The 12809-nt window shown below is 39.5% G+C and carries 8 protein-coding genes; 4 read left to right on the top strand and 4 right to left on the bottom strand.

Features of this window, described 5'->3' with window-relative positions:
* Positions 1–531 precede the first annotated feature (531 nt).
* Positions 532–2025, bottom strand: coding sequence for a guanosine-5'-triphosphate,3'-diphosphate diphosphatase (gene gppA / locus CWB76_RS03205; protein WP_138605402.1), 1494 nt, complete (start codon positions 2023–2025; stop codon positions 532–534).
* A 45-nt stretch (positions 2026–2070) separates the two neighbouring features.
* Complete coding sequence (gene rhlB / locus CWB76_RS03210; RefSeq protein WP_138605404.1) at positions 2071–3348, bottom strand: ATP-dependent RNA helicase RhlB; 1278 nt, start codon at positions 3346–3348, stop codon at positions 2071–2073.
* Between the two features lie 91 nt (positions 3349–3439).
* Here rhlB and trxA point away from each other — a divergent pair, with 91 nt between their 5' ends.
* On the top strand, positions 3440–3766 hold the full coding sequence (trxA, locus tag CWB76_RS03215) for a thioredoxin TrxA (RefSeq protein WP_008109071.1): 327 nt from the start codon (positions 3440–3442) through the stop codon (positions 3764–3766).
* A 186-nt stretch (positions 3767–3952) separates the two neighbouring features.
* Entirely contained in the window at positions 3953–5212 is a 1260-nt protein-coding gene (rho, locus tag CWB76_RS03220) for a transcription termination factor Rho (protein WP_010392671.1), read from the top strand.
* A 280-nt stretch (positions 5213–5492) separates the two neighbouring features.
* Here rho and CWB76_RS03225 read toward each other — a convergent pair whose 3' ends face one another.
* Positions 5493–8315 carry an ATP-binding protein gene (locus tag CWB76_RS03225; protein ID WP_138605406.1) on the bottom strand — a complete coding sequence of 941 codons (2823 nt, stop codon included), beginning with the start codon at positions 8313–8315 and terminating at the stop codon, positions 5493–5495.
* 170 nt (positions 8316–8485) lie between these two features.
* On the opposite strand from CWB76_RS03225, the gene CWB76_RS03230 reads away from it, so the two are divergent.
* On the top strand, positions 8486–9067 hold the full coding sequence (locus CWB76_RS03230; RefSeq protein ID WP_138571049.1) for a DNA-J related domain-containing protein: 582 nt from the start codon (positions 8486–8488) through the stop codon (positions 9065–9067).
* Positions 9068–9075: 8 nt separating this feature from the next.
* Here CWB76_RS03230 and dbpA read toward each other — a convergent pair whose 3' ends face one another.
* A complete protein-coding gene (dbpA, locus tag CWB76_RS03235; protein ID WP_171039590.1) occupies positions 9076–10464 on the bottom strand; it encodes an ATP-dependent RNA helicase DbpA in 1389 nt (462 codons plus the stop codon).
* Positions 10465–10657: 193 nt separating this feature from the next.
* Here dbpA and CWB76_RS03240 point away from each other — a divergent pair, with 193 nt between their 5' ends.
* Positions 10658–12733, top strand: a complete 2076-nt coding sequence (locus tag CWB76_RS03240) for a TonB-dependent siderophore receptor (protein WP_138605409.1) — start codon at positions 10658–10660, stop codon at positions 12731–12733.
* The last annotated feature ends 76 nt before the right edge of the window (positions 12734–12809 follow it).

Consider the following 12809-nt stretch of genomic DNA (forward strand, 5'->3'; position numbering starts at 1 on the left):
CAATTAAAAAGTTTTTTGTCTTTCGACAGCTCAATGAATTCTGAATTTATTTAATATCTTTCGATATTGAATTGACTGTGCTGCAATAAATAAATTTATTGCTGTTGGTCACTCAGTTTCAATTGAGACTCTAAATTTGTTTGCCTTACTTAGTAAACTAAGCTTGGCTGTTAGAACTCAATCTGTACGAGTGCCCACACAGATGATTGCTTTATATTGTTAAAGAACGTTGCGATTAAAGCGTTAAACTTTATCTCGCTAGGGCTGCGCATATTACGCACTCCTATTTTTTTGTCAACACTTAATTTTGTTAAACTTAAAAGTTTTCAGAACTAAGTTTTACTCGACTCACTGAGTAGCTCGTGCCTCGCTATGCGTTGGCGTTCCCCGTCTCAGTGGGGTCGCATTATAGGGAGATCCGAAAACAGATCAACCCTTTTTTGAAGAAAACTTGAAATAAATGACTGTTCGAACAAAAATACAACTAAAAGCTCATTTTAACCACTAAAAACTCTGCGAAAGCCGGATTAACTAACTCACTTTAAGTTTCCAACCGCATTTTTTTTGATACTTAATCTCTTGATTTAGCTCACTTGCCATCAATGGATGGTTTTTTAACCAGTTATTTTCAAATTGAATCACTAACTCTTCATTCTCAGCTGTTATCTTAAAGTTTGGCAAGACATCATCTTGTCGGCGCATAGATAAAATAACGGCAATACGTAATAGTCGAACAATATACGCAGCAACAATACTATGTACACCTAGATGATCTAAGCATCCCTTTTGAAGGTCCCAGCGATGACTATTAGCTATAGCAACGATCACTTTGTGTTCTGATTGTGAAAAACCAGGCATATCGGTATTTTCTAAGATATAAGCGGTATGTTTGTGGTACTGCTTATACTCTATTAATAAACCTATTTCATGCAGCTGCGCGACGGCATTCAAAAGCGGTAATCCGTTTTGTGCTTCAATCGGCCAATACTGACTGACTTCATTAGCTAACAGTACTGCTAAACTTGATACTCGAGATGCTTGCTTTTGATCAACATGATAACGGTTCATAAAACCATCAATGGTACGTTGGCGAATGTCGGTATTATGTAGCTCCGGTAGCATGCTATATAAAACACCTTCACGAAGAGCACCACCCGCTAACCCCATTTGTTCTATTTCAAGAGACTCAAATAGTGCAATTAAAATAGCCAGCCCAGATACAAACACTAACCGTCGCTCTTCACTTAACCCTGGTAAATCGAGTTCAGCTATTGTTTTGTAAGCTATGGATTGTTGTTTGATGGTGTAGAGCTTTTCAAGTGTGAGCATTTCATTTAAATTTTGTGCCACCATAATTTCTTGAATAGCTTGCACAGTACCTGACGCACCAGAGGCAAGTTGCCAACCAGCCGTTTTATATTCAGGTGCTATTTCATCAATAACATTTCGTGCTGCTTTTATCGCAGCATTAAAGTTTGCTTCATTTAATTGGCAATCTTTAAAGTAGCGTTCGAGAAAAGTCACGCAGCCAATATTAAGGCTTTTATAGTGACGCGCTTCAAAACCTTGGCCAATAACAACCTCAGTACTCGCTCCACCAATATCAATAACCAGCTGCTTGCCAGTACATGAAGAGGTATGCGCAACCCCTTTATAAATAGTTCGCGCTTCTAGCTCGCCACTAATAACATTCACTTTATGCCCTAATATTTCTTCAGCACGTAGTTTAAAGTCGTCGGCGTTGGTTGCTAAGCGAAGTGTTGCAGTGGCAACAATGGTGATGTTTTGCGTGGGAATATCTTGCAACCGCTCTGCAAACAAGGCCAAACACTCCCAGCCTCGTTGCATAGCCTCTAAGCTCAATAAATTATTATCATCAAGCCCAGCTGCGAGTCTTACTTTACGTTTCACGCGCCCTATAGTTTGCAGGCCGCCCGCCATTGATTTAGCAATAAGCATATGAAAGCTATTTGAGCCTAAATCAATGACTGCATATACATTTTTTTGCGGTTTAAGTTGCCCCACCGTTCAAAAACCTCTAGTTACAAATACAATCAAACTAACGGTCGGTTAAGACCGTCCTTTTTGGTAACCATTATTTGGGCGACGTCCGTTGTTATTACTACGATTACGTGGACCAGTAGAAAAATTACGTTTTCTATGAATAGTCGGCTTCGTTAAATCATCTAGCAATGCACTTTTATCGTAATGTGATAATGGAATGCTGTGCTCAATGTATTCTTCAATTTCATGAAGGTTATAAGCATATTGCTCACATGCAAAACTAATTGCATGACCTGAAGCGCCTGCTCGAGCTGTACGACCAATGCGGTGAACGTAATCTTCGCAATCGTCAGGTAAGTCAAAGTTAAATACATGACTTACTTCTGGAATATGCAAACCACGTGCAGCAACATCGGTAGCCACTAAAAAGTCTAGCTCGCCTTTACTAAATTGCGCGAGTATTGACTGGCGTTTCTTTTGGTTTACATCACCGGTGAGCATACCCACGCGATGTCCGTCTGCTTTTAACCATGCATATACGGTTTCACAGCTATGCTTAGTATTTGCAAAAACAATGGCTTTCTCAGGCCATTCTTCTTCAATCAAGGTTAACAACAGCTTAATTTTATCTTCTTGTGAAGGATGAAATAGCTCTTCTTTAATACGTTTACCTGTTTTTACATCGGGCTCTATTTGCACATGCTCAGGGTTAGTCATGTGTTCAAATGCAAGCTCTTGTACACGGTACGATAGCGTAGCAGAGAATAATAAGTTTAAACGCTCTGACGTATCTGGCATACGACGGAACATATAACGAATATCTTTAATAAAACCCAAATCGAACATACGATCGGCTTCATCTAGCACGACTACCTCAATTTCATTAAGGGTGTAACAGCCTTGCTTATATAAATCGATTAGGCGACCTGTGGTGCCAATTAAAATATCAACGCCTTTTTCTAGTTGTGCACGTTGTTTTTCGTAATCTTCGCCACCATATACTAAACCTAAGTTAAGATTACAGTGCGGCGCTAAAATTTTTGCATCTTTGTGTATCTGAATCGCAAGCTCCCGAGTTGGGGCCATGATCAGGGCTCTTGGATGTTTACTAGGTGCTTTGCTAGATTGTAATAACCGGTGGCACGTGGCAGTTAAAAATGCCAACGTTTTGCCAGTACCTGTTTGTGCTTGGCCCGCAATATCGCGCCCTTCACAAATAAAAGGTAGGCATTTAGCTTGAATGGGTGTGCAATATTCAAACCCACTTTCGGTTAACCCGGCAACCACTTCCGGTGCAATAGCAAAGTCTGAAAACTTTTTATCGGTCAAATGTGTCTTAGTCATAGCGTTTAAGCATAACGTTTAAACTTGCAATAAGAAACAAGAGTGTTTAAATACGCACTAAATATTTCGCCTAACTAAACCGGAGAGCGCAATGAGCGAGAAAATAATCCAAATTACCGACGATAGCTTTGAAGCTGACGTATTACAATCAGACAAACCTGTACTAGTAGACTTTTGGGCAGAATGGTGCGGACCGTGTAAGATGATCGCCCCAATTCTAAGCGAAGTTGCTGATGAGTTTGATGGCCGTGTAACTATCACTAAATTAAACATTGACCAAAATGCGGGTACACCACCTAAGTTTGGTATTCGTGGTATCCCTACACTACTACTTTTCAAAGATGGTCAAGTAGCTGCAACGAAAGTAGGCGCACTATCAAAAACACAATTAGTTGAGTTTTTAGAAAATAACATCTAATTAGTGTTACTTAAAAAAAGGGCTCTCAGCCCTTTTTTTAATTTATTTTGCAGAAGTACTGGACGCTGCTGTAATGACCTGCTAGTTTATAAAGCCAACTAATCCTTAGTTATATTCAACGAACCTCACTCAACGATCTAATAAAGCGATTTTGAGTATGACAACTGTAATAAAGAACCCACCAATATGCATTTACGCGAATTAAAAGACAAGTCTATAAAAGAGCTTGTAAACCAAGCTGAGTCCATGGGGCTCGAAAACGTAGCCCGTTTGAGAAAGCAAGATATCATTTTTGCAATTCTTAAATCACACGCCAAAGGCGGAGAGAATATCTTCGGTGGTGGTGTTTTAGAAATTTTGCAAGATGGTTTTGGCTTTCTAAGATCATCAGAAGCTTCTTACTTAGCAGGCCCAGATGATATTTATGTATCTCCGAGTCAAATTCGCCGCTTTAGTATGCGTACTGGCGACTCTATTTCAGGTCTTATTCGTCCACCAAAAGACGGTGAGCGTTACTTTGCTTTGCTTAAAGTAAATGAAGTTAACTTTGATAAACCTGAAAACTCTCGCACTAAAATCCTTTTTGAAAACCTAACCCCACTTCATGCAAACGAACGTTTTCGTATGGAACGCGGTAACGGCAGTAAAGAAGATATTACCGCACGAGTTCTTGATTTGGCATCACCAATTGGCCGCGGCCAACGTGGATTATTAGTAGCACCGCCAAAAGCGGGTAAAACAATGTTGCTACAAAATATTGCACAATCAATCACACATAACCATCCTGACGTTACATTAATGGTTTTACTTATTGATGAACGCCCGGAAGAAGTTACTGAGATGCAACGCCTAGTAAAAGGTGAAGTTATTGCATCAACATTCGATGAACCAGCTTCTCGCCATGTGCAAGTTGCGGAAATGGTTATCGAAAAAGCAAAGCGCTTAGTTGAGCATAAAAAAGATGTGGTTATCTTGCTTGATTCAATCACCCGTTTAGCACGTGCATATAACACGGTTATTCCATCATCAGGTAAAGTACTAACCGGTGGTGTAGATGCTAATGCGCTTCATAAACCTAAGCGTTTCTTTGGTGCTGCACGTAATGTTGAAGAAGGCGGTAGCTTAACAATTATTGCAACGGCCCTTATTGATACCGGCTCTAAAATGGATGAAGTTATCTACGAAGAGTTTAAAGGTACAGGTAACATGGAACTACACCTTAACCGTAAAATTGCGGAAAAACGTGTATTCCCAGCTATCGACTTTAATCGCTCTGGTACACGCCGTGAAGAGTTACTCACTAAGCCAGATGAACTACAAAAGCTGTGGATTTTACGTAAAATAGTACATGACATGTCAGAAATTGACGCCATGGAATTTTTAATTGATAAACTATCGATGAGTAAAACCAACGATGAGTTTTTTGATTCGATGAAACGTAAGTAAGCTAAACTCTAGTTAAATCAACGTTTTTAAATAAAAAAGACACCAAATGGTGTCTTTTTTGTTTTTAGAGTAGATTAACCTGAACTCTGGTTAAGAGATTTACTAACATATTGAATCAAAAAAATATTTGTGCTTATTTTTCTCTAGCTATAGATTTTTAGTGAAAACAAGGCGAAATTACGCGTCAATAGCTCGCCTATTGCAAATAAATTCAACGCAGTTAGCGCTGAAAATAGCTGCTTGAGATGGATTTATTATCCGGAGTTCAGGTTAAGTTAATTTATTCGTACTTTTTAAACAGTGCCTGTAAGTTATTCACTAATGTTGTTAGCCTTTGCGTATTTATTTGTGGCTGAAGTAATTCATCGTCTAGCGCTTTTGCCGCTAAGGCTATGTCTTTAAACTCGAACATTTGTGCCGCCCCTAACACTCGATGGCTATCTTTTTGCAGCGCCTGATAATCAGCATCTTTAAAGTGTCGCTTAATAAGCTCGCTTTCTTCGGCTAAACTTTGTTGAAAGCTCGTTACTAAATCACTCATATCAACATGAATCTGTTCAGTTGATACCTCTGTATTTGCAGCATTTAAGTATTTTGCTAGCACAGTATAAAAAGACTCTTTATCGATTGGCTTTGCTAAATAGTCACTAAACCCAAGTGATAGGTAATGGTCAATTTCGTGGCTCATGGCATTGGCCGTTAATGCTAAAATAGGCTGTTCATAACCACATTGCTTGAGTAGTTCAAACGCAGAAATACCATCCATAACAGGCATTTGAATATCTAACAGTACTAAATCTGGGTATAGCTTTAAACTTTGTTCTACTGCTTGCTCACCGTTTTCAACGGCAATCACTTCCAGCCCAAGAGAATGTAAATAACGACTAATCAGTTTGCGGTTATCACTGTGATCTTCAGCAAGAACCACTTTACCCGATAATAATCTATGTCGATCATCAGACTTTGCTTGCTGATCGTCATGGCAAACTTGCTCTTCAACTTGTATACAGGGCAAATAAAATGAAAACTCACTGCCTTTTTTAAACTCACTCTGCACACTTATATAGCCACCCATCATCGCCGCCAATTGCTGCGACAAGCTCAAACCTAGTCCTGTGCCACCAAAACGTCGACTAATACTGTTATCGGCTTGGCTAAAGCACTCAAAAATAAGTTTAAGTTGAGATGAGCTCATACCAATCCCAGTGTCTTTAATCGAAAAGAGTAACCCTTGCTCGGTTTTACTAACACTAATAGTTACTTGCCCTTTATGAGTAAACTTAATGGCATTAGCACATAAATTAATAAGAATTTGTTTTACTCGCATTAAATCTAATCGCGTAAAATAGGATTTTTCTAACTGGCAGTCTAAAACTAACGATAAGTCTTTCGCTTTAGTTTGAGGAGAAAACATAGCGTGAATATCGTTGATAAGTTGCACCACATCAAAACAACTAATATTAAGTTCTAACCGGTTTGCCTCTATCTTACTTAAGTCCAACACATCATTAATCAAGCTTTTTAAATGCTCACTTTGACGTTGTATTACTCTAAGCTCATCTTGTAACTGTTCCGGCTTATATAGACCATTAATAAGATCATCAGTTTGTGCCAAAATAGCAGTTAACGGTGTTCTTATTTCATGGCTTATATTCGCTAAAAACTGGCTTTTCACCTCGTTTGCTTCACGTAGCTCTTGCGCCACACTTTGTAGCTCTTTAGTACGCTGTTCAACTTGTTCGCTTAACTTTAACTTAGCTTGCTTTTCTGTTCGGCGCTTATAAACAGCAATTACCGTAATTAAAATTAATATGGCAACAATCACCAACAAAAACGTTAACTGTGAACGTTTAGCTATTTGCAATTCTTGTAAGTATTGTTGTTGTTTTAATTGTTTAATTTCTTGGTTTAGCTGATTCGATTCAAACTGGATTTGAAATTGACTGACCGCTTTTGAGGCTTCTTCGGTATTCACACTACGCTGATAATCAACGTACTGTTGGTGTAAATTTAGCGCTTTTTCATAATCCCCTAAGCTCGCATTTATTAGTGCTTCAATTCCTAAACCATCTTTAATACGCATGCCATTATTGTACTCTTTGGCAAGGGTAATTGAGTGCTCTGAGGTTTGTTTGGCACTTTGCGTATCACCTTGTACAAATTGAACAATTGACAACACATGTAACGCTGCCGCCAGTAAAGACTTATTATCTGCCTCTATTGCAAATTGTTGGCCCGCATTAGCGTGATAAAAGGCAACATCAAATTTATTTAGCTTAAGGTTGATGGTGGCTAAATTTGTATGCTTAGTAGAAAGTTGAAACGCATTATTAACGCTTTGATAGTAACGTAAGGCCAACTGATTATAATGCAGTGCTAATTGGTACTGTCTCGATTCTGTGTAAGCTACTCCCATATTACCGTATGCTTGGGCAACACCGTCTTCATCGCCAAGTTCTTGAAAAACTTTTAAAACCTCACGGTACATCTCAAGAGCTGACTCATATCGAGAGAGACGAATATAAATACCGGCAATATTATGTAATATATCGGCCTTATCTTGTGCGCTTCCCTCTTTTTCATAAATTACTTTGGCTTGTTGATAATAATCAAGAGCTAGCTCCATGTTATACATATCAAAATAAGCAAGCCCGATATTACTAAGTAAATTAGCCTGCTTTATCGGACTTTTAAGCGCAATTGCGATGTTTAACGCGCGGCTATAATCAACGACCGCTTGTTGCACTAACCCTTGATAATAAAGCACAACTCCTTGCATTTTAATCGCACGAAAGAAAAGTTTAGGCTGATCTTTTAACGTACTACTGGTCTCTAGCAATTTAAAATATTTTAGTGCATTGGCTAAATCACTTTGCGCAAAAGCCAGCTCAGCTAAATCGCTATAAATAGTAATGCGTTGTAAATTTGGAACATCAGGGTTCGATAAGATATCGGTTGCAAGGCGATGCTTTTCAGGCCATGCTTGTTCAAGGTTAAACTGCTCAAACAAACTTGGCTGCTCATTTGATAAAGCGTCATTTGATGCACTACTTAAAACAGCCAAAAAGCCAATAAAGCAGATGCGCTTTAACTGAGTCAGCATAAAAATATCCTTAAATCCTTGCTAGCCATAACAAAACGACACCCAAACCAAGTATAAACATCTAATTTAGACCAATTCAAAACAGGCACTCACGCCCACTCCTTGGGGTTTAATGTTATTTGGGTATATGATAATTTATCCAAGATACACTAATTAATAGATTGTAAACAATGCTTAACCCTCTGATAGATGAGATTTTTGAACTATTAATCAATAAAAAAGTGTGGATGGTTCATACTTTAGCATCTGAGTTAAAACAACGTGGGTTTCTTGATACTTTAGCTGCCGAGCCTGAGCGCGACCTATTTAAGCGCAATTTTTTAATTATGAATGCGCTTTATCAGCTACAACAGCAATTAATGCCAAAACAACAATTAGTCGTTAAAAGCTTACATATTGAACTAGTAAACAGTTCCAGTTATAACCAACTACATCCTAACGATCCACTACGCGACTATTATTTAAACTGGCAAAATTTTGAAACATCTACGGATGAAGTCAAGGCGTTATTAGATAGCTTTTGGCAGCAATTTAGTAGGCCTACTTATCGCGAAATTCCGCTGAGTAATGAGCAGCAACAACAACTGCTGGTGCGTTGGCAATTAACATCGCCAGTCACACTAAAAGCATTACAAAAGCGTTGGCGACAACTTGCAGTGCAGCATCATCCAGATAAACAAGGAGGTGACAATGAGGTGTTTAAACAACTAAAAATAGAGTATGAGCAACTCAAGGCGAGTTGCTCAGATTAGATCGAGAGTTAACGCGTTAGCCGACGAGCACGAATTTTACGTCCTTTAATATTACCTTCGGTTAATTTGCGTAACGCTGGTTTAGATGAGTTACGCTCTACCGCAACAAATGCCACGTTATCAAGTACGTTGATTTTACCAACTTGGCGCCCAGCAACACCGTCTTTTCCGGTTAATGCGCCTAAAATATCACCCGCGCGCACTTTTTGTTTTTTGCCTGCATCTATCATCAGCGTCACCATTTCAGGTTTGTATGGCGGCTTATCTAATAGGTTATAAGATGGCATTGGCTCAGGATTAAAGTCACGCTCGTAATGGTCGCCAATTTGAGCCACTTTAAATTGCTCTGCCTCACCATAAATAGAACACGCAATCCCTTTTTTACCTGCTCGTCCGGTACGGCCAACACGATGTACATGAGTTTGTGGATCGTGAGCTAAGTGATAGTTAATTACCATGTCCATATCATCAATATCTAAGCCTCGTGCAGCTACATCAGTAGCGACTAAAATAGACGCACTCTTATTCGCAAAATGAATCAGTGTACGCTCACGGTCACGTTGCTCTAAATCACCATGCAATGCTACCGCACTAAAGCCTTCATCGGCTAAGTCATCACATACTTGCTGCGTTTCTACCTTTGTATTACAAAACACCACACAGCTTTGCGGGGTAAATTTAAGAAGTAGCAGCTTAAGAGTTGGATAGCGCTGTTTATTATTATCCATTTTGTAGAAGTATTGCTTAATCGTGCTTTTTTCTTGCTGCTCTTCTACTTTAATCATTTCTGGATTACTAAGTACACGCTTAGCAATGGCTTCGATTGATTTTGGAAAAGTAGCGCTAAATAACAACGTTTGACGATTGGTTGGAATGCGATCAATTATGGCATCGAGGGTGTCTTGAAAACCCATATCAAGCATTTGGTCGGCTTCATCAAGTACCAGGGTTTCAACATCATCTAAACGCAATGTACCTTTACGAATATGATCATCAACTCGCCCCGGTGTACCTACAATAATATGCGCACCATGTTCGAGTGAACCAATTTGCGGCCCAATTGAAACCCCACCACACAAAGTTAAAATCTTAATGTTATGAATACCACGCGCTAGTTTACGCATCTCAACCGCCACTTGCTCTGCAAGCTCACGAGTTGGGCATAATACTAGCGACTGAATACGAAAGCGTTTTACATTTAGCTTGGCTAAAACGCCTAAACTAAATGCCGCTGTTTTACCTGAGCCTGTTTTGGCTTGGGCAATAATATCTTTGCCACTTAAAACAGGCGGTAGGCTTTGCGCCTGTACAGGCGTCATTTGGGTGTAGCCAAGCGTTGATAAATTATCAACTAACCCTGAAGGTAAGGCCAACGATGAAAAAGCAGTTGCAGTCACAGTAAATTCCATAGCAAAAAATAACTTGAGAAAAGTCTCAATTAATATGCGGCTAATAATAGCAGAATTAACAATTAGCAACCATTAGCAACGTACGATTAAAAGTTGCAATAAAGATATTGCAAATGATAGTTGTTTTCATTAAGATCTGCGGCGTTTTACTACTCTAATAATTCTAAGCCGGAAGCCACTAATGAAACTTAACCCTCTTTTTATTGCACTTTTAGCCAGCACCTCTGCAAATGCATTTGCCAACACCGCAAATATAGAACGCATCGAAGTTAAAGGTAGCTACTTCAACGACTACAAAGTAGATAATGCCAGTGGGGCAATGAGAACCTCAACCTCATTACTCGATACCGCACAGTCAGTTACCGTAATCACTGACACAATCGTTAATGAGCAACTAGCAACCACTCTTGGTGAAGTATTGACCAATGATGCTAGTTTAACTGCAGGGTCTAAACAACGAAACAGAGAAGTATTTAACTTACGTGGTTTTCAATTAAGCTCATCAACCGGCTACCTGCGTGATGGCCACCAGCATTGGTCTCATTACCAACAACCCATTGAAATTTTAGAGCAAGTAGAAGTTATTAAAGGCCCTTCAAGTATTTTGTATGGGCAATCAGGCCCCGGTGGCCTAGTTAACATGGTAACTAAAAAGCCAACTGCACAAACGCTATTTAGTGCCAGTGCCGATGTTGACCAACATGGTTCAACTCGCTTTATGCTTGATGCTGGCGGCGCACTCACCGAGGCTGAAGATTTACGTGCCCGTGGTGTATTAGTAAAACAAGATGTTGAATACTGGCGAGAATACCAAAATGGTGATAACCGCGAACGCGATCGCTTCTTAGGTGCCTTAGTGGTTGATTACGATATTAGCGATAATGCCCTAGTACGTGTTCATTATGATCGCACTGATGACGAAGCAGGCTTAGATACTGGCGCTTGGATAGATAATGATGCCAACATTATTGGTGATGACAAAACAATTCGTGATATGTCATGGGCCTTTACCGACATTACTGTTGAAAACATGGGTATTGATTTCAAAGTATTTTTAGCCGATAACTGGCAAGTTAATTTAGGCTACAATGAGCAAACGTTTGAACGTCAGCGCTTTGAGTCAGCACCACGTAAGCCAAGTGACTTTATCGAAGGTGATAGTTACCAGTCACGTCCTTACGATCGCTTTGATGATTGGCAGTTTAAAACTGCTTTTATTGACTTCATTGGCGAATTTGAAACCTTGGGTGTACATCATCAATTACTTGTAGGTGCTAACTCACTGGATTATTACTACGGCCAATTACGCATATCTGCTGATACGATTAATTTTTCTGCCGGTCAAAATGAGCCTAATCGCCCTAATATTAGTTACAAATCAGATGACACTATTAGCTCGTCTGCTTACGACTATTACGGGATTTATATCCAAGATTTAATTTCATTCTCACCAGAATGGCAAGTATCGCTAGGTGGTCGTTACGATAAACAAAGTAGAGAAAACAGCAATAACGAATCGTTCGTACCTAAGGTCGGCGTACTTTACCACCCTCATGCCTCTGCAACTGTTTATGCAAGTTACTCAGAAGGATTTGAGCCGCAAAACGAAACATTAGTAAATGAAAAAGATGTTAATAACGGTATGAAGCTCGATGCTATTACCTCTGAGCAAAAGGAAATTGGGGTAAAATGGCAACTGTTTGATGATCGATTAATGCTTAGCGGTGCCTTATTTGATATTAGCAAAACAGGCACCTTAGTGAGCGAAGAGCTGGTTAACCCTATCGGTGATATAACGAGCATCACCACGCAGGCAGGTGAGCAACGCCATAAAGGCTTTGAGCTTGCAGCTCAAGGTGCTGCAACTGACCGTTTATTTGTTATGGCATCAACCATGTATTTAGATGCTAACTATGAGCGTGATGAAGAATTAGAGGGCAAACGCCCAACTGATGCACCAAAATGGTCTGCCTCTTTATGGACACGTTATGAACTCAATGACGCTGTTGCTTTGAATGCCGGTGCTTTTTATGAGGGTGAACGTTTTGCTGATAATGCTAACACCGTAACAAAAGAGGGTTATACTCGTGTTGATATTGGCGCAACCTACAAGCTTAACTTAAGTAACAAAGATATTAACTTGCGTTTAAACATTGAGAACTTATTCGATAAAAACTACCTAGCCGGTGGCGGTTTAAATAACGTTACCGTAGGTGAAGGCACAAGTGTGCGTTTAGCCGCACAATTTAGCTTCTAAGCTCATTCTTTATATAGCCCATATTACAAAGTATGGGCTATATAAACTAATCCTTTATGACATAATTACTTACAGT

The sequence above is a fragment of the Pseudoalteromonas sp. S1609 genome, from assembly GCF_005887255.1.
Taxonomy (GTDB): Bacteria; Pseudomonadota; Gammaproteobacteria; order Enterobacterales; family Alteromonadaceae; genus Pseudoalteromonas.

Bases quoted from the DNA above. Each gene is read 5' to 3' on its own strand.
- rhlB (WP_138605404.1), bottom strand. From the start codon at position 3,348: ATGACTAAGACACATTTGACCGATAAAAAGTTTTCAGACTTTGCTATT.
- trxA (WP_008109071.1), top strand. From the start codon at position 3,440: ATGAGCGAGAAAATAATCCAAATTACCGACGATAGCTTTGAAGCTGAC.
- rho (WP_010392671.1), top strand. From the start codon at position 3,953: ATGCATTTACGCGAATTAAAAGACAAGTCTATAAAAGAGCTTGTAAAC.
- CWB76_RS03225 (WP_138605406.1), bottom strand. From the start codon at position 8,315: ATGCTGACTCAGTTAAAGCGCATCTGCTTTATTGGCTTTTTGGCTGTT.
- CWB76_RS03230 (WP_138571049.1), top strand. From the start codon at position 8,486: ATGCTTAACCCTCTGATAGATGAGATTTTTGAACTATTAATCAATAAA.
- CWB76_RS03240 (WP_138605409.1), top strand. From the start codon at position 10,658: ATGAAACTTAACCCTCTTTTTATTGCACTTTTAGCCAGCACCTCTGCA.